The sequence below is a fragment of the Protofrankia sp. BMG5.30 genome, from assembly GCF_001983005.1.
GTDB classification, from domain to species: Bacteria; Actinomycetota; Actinomycetes; order Frankiales; family Frankiaceae; genus Protofrankia; species Protofrankia coriariae.
The window spans coordinates 1-16,134 of the sequence record NZ_MOME01000052.1 but is presented as its reverse complement, the minus strand read 5'-3'; the positions used below and the strand labels follow the sequence as shown (position 1 = coordinate 16,134).

The following is a 16,134-nucleotide window of genomic DNA, read 5'->3' as shown; positions in this document are numbered from 1 at the left end:
TGGATGTCGATTGGCATCTATCTTAGGCTAGAGTTTAGATTGTCATCGTGATCTAACTTGTGCGGGCCCGCTTGGCGCCCGCAACGCTGGGAGCAGGCATGGAACTGAAGGACGCGGTCGCGGTGGTCACCGGCGCCAACCGGGGGCTCGGGCGGCATCTGGCCACCCAGCTCGTGGAGCGCGGAGCGAACGTGTACGCGGCGGCCCGCCGCCCCGAGACGGTGGACCTGCCGGGCGTCACCCCGCTGCGGTTGGACGTGACGGACGAGGAGTCGATCCGGGCCGCGGCCCGCACCGCATCCGACGCGACGCTGCTGGTGAACAACGCCGGCATCTCCACCGCCACGCCGCTGATCGCGGGCGGCCTGGACGCGGTGCGCCTGGAGATGGAGACGAACTTCTTCGGGCCGCTCGCCGTGACGCGGGCTTTCACCCCCGTCATCGAGAGCAACGGCGGCGGCGCCGTGCTCAACATCCTGTCGGTCCTGTCCTGGCTGCACCCGGCCGGCCTCGGGTCCTACGCCGCGGCCAAGGCCGCGGCCTGGGCGCTGACCGACGCGGCCCGGGAGGAACTGGCACCCCGCGGCATCATCGTCTCGGCGCTGCACGTCGGATACATGGACACCGACATGGCCGCCGGCGTGCCCGCCGATCAGAAGACCGACCCCGCCGAGGTCGCCGCCCAGGCCTTGTACGGCATCGAGACGGGCCTGCCCGAGATCCTCGCCGACGAGACCACCCGGTACGTCAGGCAGAGCCTGGCCGCTTCGCCGAATGCGGCGTGAGGCGCACACCGCCGCCTGCCCCTGTCGACCCTCGAGGAAGGACACTTGATGCGATACACGACCTTCGGACATCGGACCGGACTGCGCGTGTCCGAGTACGCGCTCGGCACGGCGAACTTCGGCACCGGCTGGGGTGCCGGCGCCGAACCGGACGAGGCGCGCCGCATCTTCGACCGATTCACCGAAGCAGGCGGCACCTTCCTCGACACCGCGGACACCTACCAGTTCGGCGAGTCGGAAGAGCTGACGGGGAAATTCGTCTCCGCCGACCGGGACCACTTCGTCCTGGCCACCAAGTTCACCCTCGGCGCCGCGCCCCAGCCGAGCGTCTCCAAGACGGGCAACAGCCGCAAGAACATGATCGCCTCGGTGGAGGCCAGCCTGACGCGCCTGGGCACCGACTACATCGACCTGCTCTGGGTGCACTTCCCTGACGAGCTCACGCCCATGGAAGAGATCCTGCGCGGGCTCGACGACCTGGTGAGGTCCGGCAAGATCCACCACGCCGCCCTGTCCAACTTCCCCGCCTGGCGTGTCTCCCGCGCCGTGACGCTCGCGGACCTCAGGAACTGGGCGCCCATCGTGGGCATCCAGAACGAGTACAGCCTCGTCGAGCGGACCGCCGACCGCGAGCTACTGCCGATGGCCGAGAGCCTCGGACTCGGTGCCGCCCTGTGGTCCCCGCTCGGCGGCGGACTGCTCACCGGAAAGTACCGCCACAGCACCGAGGGGCGGCTGAGTGACCTGGGGGCGGTCATCCACACGGAGAGCACCGACCAGAAGACCGCCGTCGTCGATGCCGTCCTGGCCATCGCCGAGGAGATCGGCGTAACGCCTGCCCAGGTGTCGGTGGCCTGGGTGCGGGAGCGCGCCGCCCGGTCCGCGACCTCGCTCATTCCGATCATCGGGCCGCGCAACCTCACCCAGCTCGACAACTACCTGGGCGCACTCGACGTCCAGCTCACCCCCGAGCAGTTCGCCCGCCTGTCGGAAGTCAGTGCGGGGCCCCTCGGAGTCCCTCACGAGGCGATCGCCGGATCCCTGGGCGTCATCCAGGGAGGCGACTCCAGCCGCGTCATCGCCCCGGCCGCACCGGTGGGCTGACGCCCGAAGGCATTGCGGCTGGTTCCCGTTAGCGGCGCTGCTCTTGAGGCCCGCGGCAGATGCCGCGCCGGTGATGGCCGCCCGCCGCATCGGCGAGGGGCTCCAAGAGACCGAAGCAAACGCCACAAAGTGTCTCGTACTGGGAGAAGCCCAGGATGAACAGAGATCCCGCCCCTCGCGGACGGGCGACGGAGACGACGATGAAAACCTTCATGATCGAGCGGTACGGCGACAAGGCCGGCGTGCGCGCCGGTGAGATGCCCGACCCGCAGGTGAGCGCCGACGACATCCYGGTCCGGATCCACGCGGCGAGCGTCAACCCGCTGGACCTCAAGCTCCGCGACGGGGACTTCAAGGCGATCCTGCCGTACCGTCTCCCGCTCATCCTGGGCAACGACCTCGCCGGGGTGGTGGTCCAGGTGGGATCGGCCGTCACGCGGTTCGCGGTGGGCGATGAGGTCTACGCGCGGCCMGACAAGGACCGCATCGGCACGTTCGCCGAACTCATCGCCGTCCACCAGGACGACGTGGCGATCAAACCGGCCACGCTCACCATGGAGGAGGCCGCGTCGCTTCCCCTGGTCACCCTGACCTCGTGGCAGGCGCTGGTCGAGCGGGCACAGGTGCAGCCAGGCCAGAAGGTCCTGATCCACGCGGGCTCCGGCGGCGTCGGCACCATCGCCGTCCAACTGGCGAAGCAGCTGGACGCGCACGTGGCCACCACCGCGAGCACGGCCAAGGTCGACCTGATGAAGGAGCTCGGCGCGGACGTCGTCGTCGACTACAAGAAGCAGGCTTTCGAGACCGTCCTTCACGGCTACGACGTCGTCCTGGACACCCTCGGCGGCGAGACGCTCGAGAAGTCCCTGCAGGTACTCAAGCCCGGCGGGAAGGTCATCAGCATCGCWGGCCCTCCCGACGCGGCCTTCGCCCGCGAGCTGGGCGCGAACGCGATCCTCCGACTGGCGATGAGCGCGCTGAGCTTCAGGACCCGGCGCCGCGCCAAGCGCCGCAACGTCACGTACTCGTTCCTGTTCATGAAGGCCAGCGGCGACCAGCTGCGCAAACTCACGCCGCTCATCGACGCCGGGAAGATCCGTCCCGTCGTCGACCGTGTCTTCCCGTTCGAGGAGACCCGGGAGGCCATGGAGTACGTCGAGAAGGGCCGCGCGAGGKCTGGCAAGGTCGTCGTCGCGATGACGTGAGGGCGTGATCCCCGTGTGCCGTGGTCTCCCGCRCCGCCGACTTCACCAGCCCGATCACGCCCCACTTCGTCGCGACGTAGTGGCCAAGGTTCTACATGCCCGCCCTGCCCGCCATCGACGCTGTAGCGACGATCCACCCCGACCCCTGCGCGATCATCGTCGGCAGCACGGCCCGCATGGCGTGGAGCACGCCCGTCAGATTGGTGTCGATCATCTGCTGCCAGGTGGCGTCGGTCATCTCGGCCACCGTGCCGAAGGACATGATGCCGGCATTGGCCAGCATCAGTCAGGAGTTCCTCGATGTCCCGGTACGACAGGGCGTAGCGCAGGTACCCGCGGACCGCCAGCACGATCACCTCAGGTGGGAACCGGAAGCCGGTGAACTGAAGATGCCGGGACTGGCGGACGGGCGGGACGTCGAYGCATTACTCGATCATGCCTGRCTGGACATCGAGACGGCGGACCTCGCCAAAGCAACAGCCCCCCGACCATGCTGCCCTCGCTCGACGAACCGCTGCCCGCCCGCCACCTGCTGCCCCACCGCAACCGCTACTTCATCGGTGAACTCGACCCCTGCGCCTCAGTCGAGTTCACCCGCGGCTGCCCGTGGGACTGCTCCTTCTGCAGCGCCTGGACCTTCTACGGCCGCAGCTACCGGCGTATGTCACCGGACGCCGCCGGGCACGAGCTCGCCTCCATCCGCGAGCCCAACGTCTTCCTCGTCGACGACGTCGCGTTCATCAAACCCGAGCACGGCATGGCCATCGCCGACCAGATCGAGCGCCGCCGCATCCGCAAGCGCTACTACCTGGAGACCCGCGCGGACGTCCTGCTCCGCCATCCCAAGGTCTTCCAGCGGTGGCACCGGCTCGGCCTGACCTACATGTTCCTCGGCATGGAGGCACTGGACGCCGAGGGCCTCGACCTGTTCCACAAGCGCATCTCCCCCGACGAGAACATCAGGGCGCTCGAGCTTGCCCGCCGGATCGGGATCACCGTGGCGGTGAACCTGATCGCCGACCCGGACTGGGACGCCGAACGGTTCCGGCTGGTGCGGGAGTGGGCCCTGTCGGTACCGGAGATCGTCCACCTCACCGTCATCACCCCCTATCCGGGCACGGAGATCTGGCACACCCAGTCGCAGCGGCTCACCACCCTCGACTACCGCCTGTTCGACATCCAGCACGCCGTCACTCCGACCCGGCYCCCCCTGGACGAGTTCTACCGCGAGCTCGTCGCCACCCAGGCAGTGCTCAACCGCAAACACCTCGGCATCCGCRCCCTGGCCGCCACCGCCCGCACCGCCGGGAGCTCTACGTGCACCAGCAGCACAGCGGCCACCGCCGCTCGGCCTGACCCCGCGCCGTCCGCTCAGCCCTCRACGGCCCGGTGGCCGCCTCCACGCTGTCGGCCTCCGCCCCGTCGAGGGGAACGGACCGCGATGCCAGCCGTTCCGAACACGCCGGCGATCGCGGTGTCGGCCAGCCCGGCCGGGCGCCGGCGGGATCGGCGGGCGACAAGAAGAACCTTGGAATACCTGCCGAAACATACCGACCCGCACCCGAGAATACCCGAACGTGCAGGTTAGGATAATTTCAGTTGTTCGGGGGTGCCGGGCGCCGCCGGTCAGGTTCGCAACGCCCGCACCCGCAATGAGCCCACAGCACCAATCGGTTTCTCGGCTAACAGGAAATCGCGCGCGTCACCCGCAGTATTCGACGAATCTCTTCGACCTCGATCATCATCACACCGGAACACCGCTCGACCACCCACATCGGTTGTGACGTCACCGCCCACCCTGCCGCGACACGTTCATGCTCATGCCGACTCACGGAAGATACGTCGGGCGACCTCCTCGACCTGATCGACGGTCAGCACCGGCAATTCAGGATCGTGCACGGCTCGGGTGAGGATGCGCCGGATCAGTGCCGAGGTGGGTATGTGCTCGACAGCGGCTCGGGCCTTGAGGGTCTCGGCCAGGGAGGCAGGTACCCGCACCGACACCACGATCTGCTCGTTCTCCAGCGCTTCGACCTCAGCGGCTTCGGCTTCTTCCGCGGTGTGCTCGGCGCGAACGGCATCCCGCCGAGCGCGGGTCGCKCGACCTGTCATGGCTTGCCGGGTAGTCCCGAAGATCGACTCTGCGAATCTTCGACCGGCGATCCCGGCCTTGTCAACCGGATCGATGTGACCCGATCCGGGTTTCTGGCACCCGCAGGGTGCGCCGTCCCCATCACGGCGGTACAGAAGGCTTGTAGATCGTTCGTCGCGCTGACCCGTGGTGCAGAAGCCCTGGTCAGGACCCACGGACGAGTTTCGGGCACGGACAGTGGGAGCATGACGCGACATCCGCAACGCCCGCGAGAGCCGGCGATCGCGATCAATATTGCTGGTGGTGGTACCATAACCCTATGGCCTTGAAGAAGACGACCGTCATGGTCGAGGAGGAATACCTGCAGATCGTCAAGGAGGCGGCAGCGCGTGAAGGCCGGCCCGAATCCGAGTATTTTCGCGAGGCGTTCCGTATCGCCGCGCTGCACGCCCGCCGATGGTCCGGCGATTGGGACATACCGGCACTCGACTTCGGCGGCCCGCTCACCGAAGATGACGTCCGCGAAGCGATCGATGAAGCGGTCAACCGGAAAAACGGCACGACTGGCATTGCCACGTGATCGTCGTTGGTGACACCTCTGGCCTCATGGCCGCCTTCAACATTGGCAATCCGGAACACCAGGCAGCCCGCGCGGCACTGCGCGAGGCGTCCGTGACCCTGGTTTCCCCGCTGGTGTTCGCTGAAGTCGAGCACGTCATCACCCGCAACGTCGACCGCAAGGCCGCCTATAAAGTCAATGACTGGYTGTTACAACAGGAAGGCGCCATGCGCATCCTGGTCCCAGAGGTGGCAGCCGATACTCTCCGCAAGGCTCGCACGGTCCAGAGCCGGTACGCCGACCTGCGCCTGGACCTGGCGGACGCAGTGAACGTGGTGCTGGCGGAGCGGTACGAGACCGACAGCGTTCTCACGCTCGACCGGCGAGACTTCCGTGCGATACGTCCGCTCAGCAACCACAAGGCGTTCCGTCTCCTGCCGGACGACCTGTGACGGCACTGTTGCATTGGCGAAGTCCGCCGTCTCGGCGGGTCTGTTGCGTTATGGGAAAGCAAGACATGGYGGACCCTGCCTGAATATTGATCAGACAGCCAGGGTGAGCTCGGTGAAGGCAGCCGACACCCGCAGCCGCGGGTCGGTGTCGACGCCGAGTTCGTAGTGGCCGCGGCGGATGTTCTGCACGAACGCATGCCCCAAGCTGACCGTCTGGGCGAAACGGAGGCGTTTGAGTCCGCGCATCGGCCGGAGTCTGGCTTTGAGCTGGCTGTGGTCGGATTCGATCCGGTTGTTCGCCCGCCGGGCATCGACATGGTGGGCGGCGGGCAGCAGCTCGTCGAGGACCCTTGGGTAGGCCGCCGCCTGGTCGGTGGTCACCTCGACCGGGCGGTGGCCGTGCGACAATGCCTGGGTGAAGAACCGCCGTGCTGCGGCCAGATCGCGGTGGTCGGAGGCGAACACGTCGATGACCTGCCCGCACTGGTCGACCGCCCGGTACAGATAGATCCACTCTCCGGTGACCTTCACGTAGGTTTCGTCGACGAACCACCGGTCCCCGGGAATGTGCCGGCAGGGCCGGGCAACGTCGATCAGCAGCGGGGTGAACCGCTGCACCCACCGGTACACGGTCACATGATCGACGACGAGACCGCGTTCGGTGAGGAGTTCCTCGACGTCTCGGTACGACAGGGCGTAGCGCAGGTACCAGCGCACCGCCAGCACGATCACCTCGGGTGGGAACCGGAAGCCGGTGAACTCCGATGCCGGGACCGGCGGACGGACGGGACGTCGACGCATTACTCGATCATGCCTGGTCAGACGTCGAGACGGCGGACCTCAGCAACGCAACAGACCCCATATACGGGAGCACCGAGAGTCCAGATGACTGCTGCCTGACCTCGACCGGCCGCTGCGCGTACTTACCGCCAGCAAGGAGAGCGCGGGTTGGCGAAACCTCGCCCCGGTGCGTGGCATCCCGGAGCGCTGCCGTGCGATCTCATCCGCGAAGGACCGAATCCGACCTCGTCAACTCGCCGACGGACACACAGCGTCACAAAATAGGATCATGGCGTTGAGCCCACACCATCGCCCGACGAACAAGATCGTGCGGCTCGAGCCCGCATTGAGCCCACAAACCTCAGATGATCTTCCAAGGAAGATCTAAAAAATGGGATCACCGCAGGTCGCAGCCATGATCAAATGTGGGCCGCCAGGGGATCGAACCCTGAACCCGCAGATTAAAAGTCTGCTGCTCTACCAGTTGAGCTAACGGCCCGCTGGGCCTGATCGTACCTGCCGTGGCGAGCTCCCACGCGGGGTGGGCGCAGTGGACCCGATCTGCCCCCGTCTGTCGATGGCACGTAATAGCCCCGGTTTACTAGTACTACAGTGCCTACTACTACAGTGCCCACTTTGCGATCATCCTGCTCCGACGGGCCGGGGCGGCTCCCCCGGCCGCGGGTGGGGCCTGGTCCGGATGCCCCGCCAGCCCTGACGCGTGGCCGTCCCATGCCCGCCGCCACTATGCCTACTGCGCCTACTGTCGCCGTGCCCGCCGCCGAACCCGCTGCCGACGACGGGCGGGAGCCGACATGACGTTCGCGATACATGCGGATGGGCTGACCAAACGCTACCGGGGCCGGACCGTGGTCGACTGCCTCGACCTGCAGGTGGCGACCGGTGACCGGTTCGGGTTCCTCGGCCCCAACGGCTCGGGCAAGTCCACGACCGTCCGGATGCTGCTCGGGCTGGTGCGCCCGAGCGCCGGCAGTGTCCGACTGCTCGGCCGGAGTATGCCCCGTCATGCCCGGCAGGTGCTGCCCAAGGTCGGCGCGCTCGTGGAGGCTCCCGCGTTCCACACCTTCCTGCCCGCCCGGGTCGAACTGGCCGCTCTCGACTCGGCCGGACGCGGCGGTGCCCGGCGCTCGCGCCGCAAGCGGATCGAGGACGCCCTGGAACGGGTCGGGCTCGGCGACGTCGACGACCGGCCCATCAGCAGGTTCTCACTGGGGATGAAACAGCGGCTTGCCCTTGCCGCGGCGCTGCTGCGGCATCCCAAACTACTCATCCTGGACGAGCCGACGAACGGGCTTGATCCGCAGAGCATCCGGGAGATCCGTGACCTGCTGCTCGAGCTGAACGCCGCGGGAACGACCGTTTTCCTGTCCTCGCACCTGCTCGCGGAGGTCGAGATGCTCTGCACCGAGACAGCGATCGTCTGTGACGGCCGTCTGGTCGCCCATGACTCGCTCAAMGCGCTGTGTGGCCCGACCGGCCGGGTGACCCTGCGCACCCCCGATTCCGATCTTGCCGCGCACCTGCTCGAGCGTGTCCTGGAGGGCCGGGAGGGGCACTCCCTCATCGCGCGGACGCTGAACCCCATGGCGCTCAACGCCGCGCTGGTCTCGGCCGGTGTGCGCGTACACGAACTGGTGGTGGAACGACGGACGCTTGAGGACGTCTTCCTCGAGCTGACCGGTAGCGACGGGGGCGGCGGCTGGGAGCCGGCCGAGGACGAGCAGTGATCCGCGTCGAGCTGCGCCTGCTGTTGCTGCGGCGGCGAACGTGGGTGTCGGTGTTGATGCTCGCGGCGCTGCCGGTCATCGTCGCCATCTTCCTGAAGATCAGCGGAACTGGCTCGAAGCCGATAGGCCCGGCGTTCCTGGCCGAGGTCGTCCGCAACGGCACGTGGTTCCCGGTCGCGGCCCTCGCCCTCGTCCTGCCGCTGTTCCTGCCAGTGGCGGTGCTTCTGTTGGCGGGGGACGCGATCGCGGGCGAGGCGAGCGCCGGCACTCTGCGCTATCTGGTGATACGCCCGGTCGGACGGGGCCGGCTGCTGGCCGCCAAGATGATTTCGATCATCGCCTTTCTGCTGATCGCGGTGAGCGCGGTGACCTCGACCGCGTTCACGGTCGGCTGGGCGCTGTTCGGGCTCGCTCCCATCCAGCCGCTGTCCGGTGGGGGGCCGCCTTTCTCCCTGCCGGATGCGGCGATCCGGATCGGGCTGTCCGCGCTGTTCGTGGCCGCGTCCATGTTCGGGATCGCCGGCTGCGGGCTGTTCCTGTCGACGATCACGTCCACGCCGCTCGCGGCCACGCTCGGYGCGCTCGGCATCCTGGTCACCGCGGGTGTGCTCGATCAGATCCCGTCCGCCGAGGTCATTCAGCCCTACCTGCCCACGCACTACTGGATGGCGTTCGTCGACCTGTTCCGCGCGCCGGTCCCCTGGTCCAGCATCCAGCACGGACTGATGCTCGAGGGCGGCTACGGCATAACCATGCTCGTCCTGGCCCGGATCGTGTTCGCGACCCGGGACATCACAAGCTGACCCGGCACACCACCCGTCGCGCCCGGCCCGGCCCGGGGCTGCGACGAGCCGGTGACAGCCACCGGCCGGTCAGGCCGCCGGGCGTCGGGTGGCCGCACGCTGCGGTCAGGCCAGGGACRTCACGAGCCGGCACGGCCCGCGGCGGCGGCCCGGCGACTGCCGGCACGGGTCCGTAGCGGGTCCGGTGTGAGCACCGCCGCGAACCGACGCCGGTATTCGTACTCCAGGCTGAGCATCCGTGACGTGTGCGTGTCGAACGCGTCCCCGGTGCCGTGCAGGAACGTGTCGTGCCGGGTCGCGTGCAGGTGCTCCACCTCGCGGACGAGATCCTCGTCGGAGAGATCACCCGGCGGGACGCCTTCAGGACGATGCTTCATGCCGTCATCGATACCCACCTGACCCGCCGTGGCCACCTCACTGTCAGTCACCACCAGAACGGGTCGAGATCGTCCAGGACGGCGTTCGCGAGCGTCTCGAGATCATGCTCGACGTGGCTGTGCCGCAGGTGGAAGCCGAGGTCGGCGACGCGCCGGGCGTAGCCGCGGTCGGAGCACAACGGCCCCGGGCCGAGCGCGCGCCCCACCAGGTCGATCACCTCTGTCGCGCACGTCTCGACCGCGGCCCGCACCTGCAGGGCACGCCGCCGCGCCGAGCCGCCGGTGTCGCCCGGGTCGGCATCGATCTCCCGTGCGGCTGTCTCCAGGACGCAGCGCCCGGCCATCAGCAGCGCATCCACCCGGCCCAGATGGACCAGCGCACGCGCGTCCAGCGGCCGTCCCCGCCGGTCGGCGAACCAGTGGTGGCCGCCGGGCCCGCCGCGGCCGGTGGCCCCATAGCGGTTGGCGGATCCACTGACGGATCCATGGTGGACGGTCCAGTCTTCATGGTCAGAACGGCCTTCATGGTCAGAACGGCCTTCGTAGCCAGAACGGCCTTCGTGATCGGTTCGGTCGAGGCGGCCGGCGGCGAACAGCGGGCGGGCCACTCCGATCGCGCCGCCGAACCAGCACGCCGCGACCCCTGCCGCGGCGTGCCAGAACACGGGCCGGTCCGAGTACGCCGTGGCGGCCGTGGCGGAGCGGCCGGACGTCTCGGCGGGCCCGCCAACCGCCACGGCCCGTGCCCCGTCGAAGAGCACCGTCGCGGTGTCCGCGCCGGCCATCGCCCGGGACGCCCGCCCACCGGCCGCCACCGCGATGCCGCGGTCGTCCAGCCGCACGGCGAACAGCTGGCGCGCCTCCCCCGCCTCGGCGGTGGTGATCTCGGCTGCCACCAGCGCGTGGGTGAGTACCCGCGCCCCTGAACAGGCCGGCCTGGCGCCATGCAGCGTCCAGCCGTCCGGGCCCCAGCGGGCGGCCAGCGGGCTCACCGGGGTGTCGATGTCCCACACCCCCCACCGTTGGTCACGCCGCGGCACCGGTCCGTCCAGATCGTTCAGGATCGCCACCGCGCCGGCGTGCCCGGCTGCCAGTCGCGCCAGCGTGACGTCGTTGACGGCAAGGTCGGCAAGGACGCGCCAGCGGGCAGCGGTGGAGCCCGCGGCGGACAGCGGAGGATCGAGCCGGCCGGACTCGACGAGCACACCGAGCGCCGCACCGGTCCGGGTGGGATCCGACAGATCAGCGGGCAGCGCCCGGTCCGGATCCGCGCCCGGTGGGACGTCGAGCGGGATGTCGAACGGGCCGGCCGTCGTGACACTCGTTGCCATCAGGACCACCTCATGCCATGTGATGCGGTGTGCATGCCATGTGATGCCGTGTGATGCCGTGTACATGCGTGGACGGCCGCCCGACGCCGCCGCACATCCTGTCACCGCCAGTTGCGTTGCTGTTGGTATCCCCGATGCATCGGAGGGTGATGGATTTGTGTCCCGTTCCGCGGACACCAAACGTGACCCACCCCAGCGCTCTTTACTGTCGGCCACATAACATCCACACTTACCCAACACGTGGCGACAACACTACGCATGGCACCAGAACCAGCTAGCCTGCCGCTCATATCGGATGTGTCGGTCATAACCATGGGCGACGGACCAGGATACGCAGGATGTGGAGGTGCCGCACGATGTCGTGCGATGCCGCCATGGCTGTGGGCCGCCGTCACGGCAGTCTCGGCAGGAACCACGACAGACGCGATAACCGTCGCGCGTCGGGTCATCGCACTGTGCGACATGCGCCGAGGCATGCAACGCGGTATGTGCCCAGGTGGGCGTTCCCGCCGCTCTCCCGTGCCCGTCTGGAACACCGTAACAGCGGCAGGCTGGCCCTGCAGGCACTGATCCTCGCGATGACCGTCGCGGCGGCCGGGCCGGTCGCGACGTTGTTCAGGGACACGGATCCCACGGGAGCCACCCGAGAGCTCAACCCGATCATCACTGTGGACAACAGCAACCTCGGGGACACGCTCCTCGCGGGCGCCCGCTGCCATCCCGACGCGCCCCCCGGCGTTCAGGGGGCGTTCCACATCGGGTTTGCGACCCGGGCGGTCTCGTGCCCGATCGCGCAGCCCTCCCTGCCGATCAGCCGGGCGGTCCTGGCCCCGAACGCGGGAAGAACGACCACCACCCCTGTCCCCGCGCCGCCTTCCGGAACACCGGCAGCGGGGACAGGCCCTGGTAACGGCGGTGGCGGTCTCCCCGTCGCGGCATCCACGAAGACACCRCAGCCCCCACCGGTAGGCCTTCTGACCATCCGCCTGGCCGCCGGCCTGCGGGGACCCGTCGCGGCGACCCGCAAGGCGAACAAAACGGAGACCCTCGTCGGCGTCGGCTCCGATCGCTGAATCGTCGACTCCGATCACCAGTCGACGATCACCACGCCGGTGCTGGCGGGAACCCGGCCGCACAGCGGACGGCCAACTGCCGTCACCGTTAGAATACGCAAGGAATGAATGCGGGAGCAGCACACGGGGAAGCAGCACACCGGGAAGCACGGAAGCGCCGCTCTGGGAAACACAGCGCCAGGAAGTAGCACGCCGACCACCGACATGAACCATCGGGAACATGAACCGGTCGAGGATATGGACCATGACACCGGGGAGCAGCCATGGGGCCGGTCCGTATCCGGAGTATGGCGTCGGGCGCGGTGTCACTGCTCCTCGTCATCATCCTCTGCCTTACGGTCACGTCATGCTCGGCCGACTCGACGCGTGACGACCGTGAACAGGACGGTGGCGGTTCAACGAGAACCAGCCCGACAGTCGTGTCCGTGACCGGTGGTACGGTCCGCGGCGCACATACCGCCCTGGACACGTCCTTCTATGGAATTCCGTACGCGGCACCACCGGTCGGTGACCAACGGTGGCGGTCACCCCAGCCCGTCGTGCCCTGGCCGGGTATCCGGAATGCCACGAAGAAAGCGCATCCCTGTCTTCAGGGCAGCCCGGACGACGGTGGCCTGGGCGAACAGTCCGACGAGGACTGCCTCTTCGTCAACGTTCACGTCCCCGCCACGGACACCAACAGCGGCACGGACGGCGGCCTGACCAGCAGCCCCGGCCCGAACGGCGACACGGGCGGCGGGGCCGGCAACGACCGGGTAGGCGATGGCCGGCTACCGGTGATGTTCTGGATCCACGGCGGCGGTTTTGTCGGCGGCTCCGCGAACGAATACGACGGAAGCCTGCTCGCCGCCGCAGGCAGGGTGATTGTCGTCTCGGTCGAATACCGCCTGGGAATTCTGGGATATCTGGCGCTGCCCTCGCTCAACGCCGAGGGCGGGCAATCCGGGAACAGCCAGTCCGAGAACGGGCAGCCACAGCCGGGTGACTCCGGAACATATGCGGTTCAGGACATCACAGCCGCGCTGCGCTGGGTCCGCGACAACATCGCCGCGTTCCACGGCGACCCCGGCAACGTGACGGTCTTCGGCGAGTCGGCCGGGGCGATCGGTACCTGCGCGCTGCTTGCCTCCCCGCCCGCGGCCGGCCTGTTCCATCGCGCGATCGTGCAGAGCGGCCCGTGCTCATGGCCGTTCCTGGCGATGCCGGATGCCGAGCGGACCGGGACCGACGTCGCGCGCAGACTCGGCTGCGCCGACCCCGCCCGGGCAGCGRCCTGCATGCGTGCGCTACCCGCCCGGGACGTGCTCGCCGCGGCCGACCAGCAGACCGACATCCTCAGCCCGTTCCCGTGGGCGCCCGTGACAGGCGGGCGGACACTGCCGGCACCGCTGTCCACGGCCATTGCCACCGGCACCTTCGCGAAAGTGCCGGTCATCATCGGGACGGTGAAGGACGAGGGCCGCATTTTCACCGAGCCCTGGAGCGACCGGGCCGGAAGGCTCACCGACCAACAGGTGAACGAAATCCTCGACCAGCATTTCCACGACAGGATCGGCGCCGTCCTCAGGGATTATCCGCCAGGTTCGGCGCCGCCGACCGAACGGCTCGCCCGCGTCATCACCGACGCGCTGTTCACCTGCCCGAGCGTGACCTCGGCGTCCATGCTGACGCGGGCCGGTGTACCGGTCTTCTCCTACGAGTTCGACCTGCCCGGCAGCGCCCCGTACGTTCCGGACACACTCCCCGGTGCCTCGCACGGATGGGAGCTTGGCTACCTGATCCCGGACGCCGACCGGCAGTGGCCCGGCAAGGTCCACCGGGAACTGTCCGCCACAATGATCGCATACTGGACGAGGTTCGCGGCCACCGGCAACCCGAACACGCCGCCGGCCGGAGCGGCAGACGGGAGGAACGGCGTGGGCGCGGCCGGCCGGACGCTCCCCACGACGTCGCCGCCCACCTGGCCGGTCCGCACCACCGAGCAGGCACAGACGCTGACGATCACACCCGGTGACATCCATCCGATCAGCACCCTCGCCGACGACCATCACTGCGCAACCTGGCAGCGGTGAGCGGAGCCGGCTGCCGACTGCCGGTTTCCGCTGGCTTCTGCCCATCCCGTCCGGATGGGACCCTGGACGGACATACCGCTCCAGGCGAAGGCAGAAGGAGACATCGATGGTCGAYGCCCATGCCGCCGTGGACGGATTCCTGCCGAGCGGCCAGGCCCTTCCCTTCACCAACGACTTCCCCAGGCAGCCCGTCATGAAGATCAGGATTCCGGGTGTCGGTCGGGTGCCGATCGGGGATGCCAGCCGCGGGCTGTGCGGGGGCATGGTCTACACCACTCGCGATCTTTTCGAGGCGAAGCTGCCGCCGCCCACGTCGAAGGACGTGCCGCCGCCCGACTCGCCGCTGTACCGCTACCTCTCCCGCCGGCTGTTCGACAGCTTCGACATCCCGCGTGGCGTCGCCCGCTACTACCGGCTCATGTCCGCCCTGGACGCGGACACCACCCGGTCGTCACTGACGCTGCGCGGCGCCGGACGGATCACCGTTGTGGACGAGTGGCCACGGGTKCGCCTCGACCTCGACCGCGGCGTACTGTCCCCGCTCGGCATCATCACAGTGCGCTCCTACAACCCCTTCCAGCTTGGCTACAACCACCAGGCGCTCGCCTATGCCTACGAGCAACGCCAGACCGCGGTCACGCTGCGGGTCTATGACCCGAACACACCGCTGGAGCGGGCCGACACCGTGACGATGTCGTTCGACGTCACGTACCCGAGCGGCCCAGTGCCGATCACACACAACCTGGCCATCGGCGGACGCCCGGTCCGGGCGTTCTTCCGCACCCGGTACCACAGGGTGGACCCACGGCCCGCGCTCACGGCCACCTGACTCCACCGGAGCCGGACACACGGCCGGCCCCGCCCGAGCAAGCAGCCTGACCGCCCCGGCTCGCCTCGTCTCGCCCGGCTCGCCTCACGCCGGTCCGGCGAGCCGCGGACGGAAGCGGTTTGTCGTCACAGCCCACCATCCCCTATGCTCGGCATGCCGTACCGACGGCAGACGTTGCCGCGTCCGAGCTGTGAACCCAGCCCGATCGTTGCCGCCCGCCCCCATCGTCTAGCGGCCTAGGACATCGCCCTTTCAAGGCGGTAGCACGGGTTCGAATCCCGTTGGGGGCACCACGCAGACCCGTGCATGGTCATCTTCCTTAACTACTGCTGGCCAGCTCGTCATCTCGGGCGAGTTCGACTTGCCGGTACAGAGGAGCCAGCGGTGAGCCGGGAGGCTGGCCGGGCCAGCTCCACCGTCAAAATGATCAATTTTCTGATCGGCGCGGTCGTGGCGCTGAGTTTCCTCTTCGCCTTTGGCAACGTCTGGGCCTTGGGCATCAGGCTCGGTGTGTCCGCGTACGTGGCCCCACTTGTGGCGCCGGCCGTGGATCTCTCCGTGATCGGAACTGTTGACCGGACTACCGGGCGGAGGGTCAGCGTGTCGTAGGCGGCGGGTGGTGGCCCGTCGGTAACTGTCACGCAGTTCCGAGTGAGAGGACTGCGTGCGGATGTCCGATAATTGTGATCGTGTGATTGATCTGATCGATCTGCCGGAGTGGGGTCGGGTGGTCCCGATGGTTGGTGTCGAGCCGTTCTGTGTGGTGGACGAGGYGGATAGGCCGGTCGAGCCGGTCCGACGGTTCTTGCGTGATCTTGTAGCGCAGGGATGTTCGGCCGCGACGATTCGTAGCTATGCGTTTGCGTTGCTGCGTTGGTGGCGGTTCCTGCGGGCGGTGGAGGTGGAATGGTCGAAGGCGTGTCC

General features: G+C 68.3%; 16 protein-coding genes, 2 tRNA genes and 3 pseudogenes. 14 read left to right on the top strand and 7 right to left on the bottom strand.

The window, feature by feature from the left end; genetic code table 11:
- The first annotated feature begins 98 nt into the window (after positions 1-98).
- The 3 genes from BL254_RS22050 (at position 99) to BL254_RS22040 (ending at position 3,094) form a co-directional block, all read left to right on the top strand.
- Positions 99-785: an SDR family oxidoreductase gene (locus BL254_RS22050; RefSeq protein WP_047225146.1), complete on the top strand. Its 687-nt coding sequence runs from the start codon at positions 99-101 to the stop codon at positions 783-785.
- Positions 786-833: 48 nt separating this feature from the next.
- Positions 834-1,889, top strand: a complete 1,056-nt coding sequence (locus tag BL254_RS22045) for an aldo/keto reductase (RefSeq protein WP_047225145.1) — start codon at positions 834-836, stop codon at positions 1,887-1,889.
- Positions 1,890-2,089: 200 nt separating this feature from the next.
- Positions 2,090-3,094, top strand: coding sequence for an NADP-dependent oxidoreductase (locus tag BL254_RS22040; RefSeq protein WP_076844929.1), 1,005 nt, complete (start codon positions 2,090-2,092; stop codon positions 3,092-3,094).
- A gap of 91 nt (positions 3,095-3,185) precedes the next feature.
- On the opposite strand, the gene BL254_RS22035 is transcribed toward BL254_RS22040, so the two are convergent.
- Both BL254_RS22035 and BL254_RS29650 read right to left on the bottom strand, forming a co-directional pair.
- Complete coding sequence (locus BL254_RS22035) at positions 3,186-3,332, bottom strand: SDR family NAD(P)-dependent oxidoreductase (protein ID WP_235433850.1); 147 nt, start codon at positions 3,330-3,332, stop codon at positions 3,186-3,188.
- 19 nt (positions 3,333-3,351) lie between these two features.
- A pseudogene (locus BL254_RS29650) lies at positions 3,352-3,520 on the bottom strand (IS6 family transposase); the annotation flags it as partial.
- 58 nt (positions 3,521-3,578) lie between these two features.
- On the opposite strand from BL254_RS29650, the pseudogene BL254_RS22025 reads away from it, so the two are divergent.
- Positions 3,579-4,427: pseudogene (locus BL254_RS22025) on the top strand (radical SAM protein); the annotation flags it as partial.
- A 485-nt stretch (positions 4,428-4,912) separates the two neighbouring features.
- Here BL254_RS22025 and BL254_RS22020 read toward each other — a convergent pair.
- Entirely contained in the window at positions 4,913-5,206 is a 294-nt protein-coding gene (locus BL254_RS22020; RefSeq protein ID WP_047225142.1) for a ribbon-helix-helix protein, CopG family, read from the bottom strand.
- 323 nt (positions 5,207-5,529) lie between these two features.
- On the opposite strand from BL254_RS22020, the gene BL254_RS22015 reads away from it, so the two are divergent.
- Together BL254_RS22015 and BL254_RS22010 are read left to right on the top strand one after the other, a co-directional pair.
- Complete coding sequence (locus BL254_RS22015) at positions 5,530-5,766, top strand: CopG family transcriptional regulator (protein ID WP_254858392.1); 237 nt, start codon at positions 5,530-5,532, stop codon at positions 5,764-5,766.
- Complete coding sequence (locus tag BL254_RS22010) at positions 5,763-6,197, top strand: PIN domain-containing protein (RefSeq protein WP_083731301.1); 435 nt, start codon at positions 5,763-5,765, stop codon at positions 6,195-6,197. The genes BL254_RS22015 and BL254_RS22010 overlap by 4 nt, the downstream gene beginning before the upstream one ends.
- A 90-nt stretch (positions 6,198-6,287) precedes the next feature.
- Here BL254_RS22010 and BL254_RS22005 read toward each other — a convergent pair whose 3' ends face one another.
- Together BL254_RS22005 and BL254_RS22000 are read right to left on the bottom strand one after the other, a co-directional pair.
- The gene (locus tag BL254_RS22005; RefSeq protein WP_076844927.1) at positions 6,288-6,998 is read right to left on the bottom strand and encodes an IS6 family transposase; all 711 of its coding nucleotides are present in this window, start codon (positions 6,996-6,998) and stop codon (positions 6,288-6,290) included.
- A 405-nt stretch (positions 6,999-7,403) separates the two neighbouring features.
- A tRNA-Lys gene (locus BL254_RS22000) sits at positions 7,404-7,476 on the bottom strand.
- A 316-nt stretch (positions 7,477-7,792) separates the two neighbouring features.
- Between BL254_RS22000 and BL254_RS21995 the strand changes: the two genes are divergently transcribed.
- Positions 7,793-8,725 (top strand): ABC transporter ATP-binding protein, encoded by a 933-nt coding sequence (locus BL254_RS21995; protein ID WP_076844925.1) that lies wholly within the window; start codon positions 7,793-7,795, stop codon positions 8,723-8,725.
- The gene (locus tag BL254_RS21990; protein WP_013871890.1) at positions 8,722-9,528 is read left to right on the top strand and encodes an ABC transporter permease; all 807 of its coding nucleotides are present in this window, start codon (positions 8,722-8,724) and stop codon (positions 9,526-9,528) included. Before BL254_RS21995 ends, BL254_RS21990 begins: the two co-directional genes overlap by 4 nt.
- A 119-nt stretch (positions 9,529-9,647) precedes the next feature.
- Here the strand turns inward: BL254_RS21990 and BL254_RS21985 are convergent, their stop codons facing one another.
- The gene (locus tag BL254_RS21985) at positions 9,648-9,905 is read right to left on the bottom strand and encodes a DUF6158 family protein (protein ID WP_043604429.1); all 258 of its coding nucleotides are present in this window, start codon (positions 9,903-9,905) and stop codon (positions 9,648-9,650) included.
- A 47-nt stretch (positions 9,906-9,952) separates the two neighbouring features.
- A complete protein-coding gene (locus tag BL254_RS21980; RefSeq protein ID WP_139342450.1) occupies positions 9,953-11,236 on the bottom strand; it encodes an acyl-CoA dehydrogenase in 1,284 nt (427 codons plus the stop codon).
- 488 nt (positions 11,237-11,724) lie between these two features.
- Between BL254_RS21980 and BL254_RS21975 the strand changes: the two genes are divergently transcribed.
- The 6 genes and pseudogenes from BL254_RS21975 to BL254_RS27930 form a co-directional block, all read left to right on the top strand.
- Positions 11,725-12,309 (top strand): hypothetical protein, encoded by a 585-nt coding sequence (locus tag BL254_RS21975; protein WP_047225140.1) that lies wholly within the window; start codon positions 11,725-11,727, stop codon positions 12,307-12,309.
- Positions 12,310-12,572: 263 nt separating this feature from the next.
- A complete protein-coding gene (locus BL254_RS21970) occupies positions 12,573-14,381 on the top strand; it encodes a carboxylesterase/lipase family protein (protein ID WP_076844923.1) in 1,809 nt (602 codons plus the stop codon).
- Positions 14,382-14,487: 106 nt separating this feature from the next.
- Positions 14,488-15,210: a hypothetical protein gene (locus tag BL254_RS21965; RefSeq protein ID WP_047225139.1), complete on the top strand. Its 723-nt coding sequence runs from the start codon at positions 14,488-14,490 to the stop codon at positions 15,208-15,210.
- 217 nt (positions 15,211-15,427) lie between these two features.
- Positions 15,428-15,503: transfer RNA gene (locus tag BL254_RS21960), tRNA-Glu, on the top strand.
- Positions 15,504-15,594: 91 nt separating this feature from the next.
- Positions 15,595-15,819 carry a hypothetical protein gene (locus tag BL254_RS21955; RefSeq protein WP_139342449.1) on the top strand — a complete coding sequence of 75 codons (225 nt, stop codon included), beginning with the start codon at positions 15,595-15,597 and terminating at the stop codon, positions 15,817-15,819.
- Between the two features lie 82 nt (positions 15,820-15,901).
- Positions 15,902-16,134: pseudogene (locus BL254_RS27930) on the top strand (site-specific integrase); the annotation flags it as partial.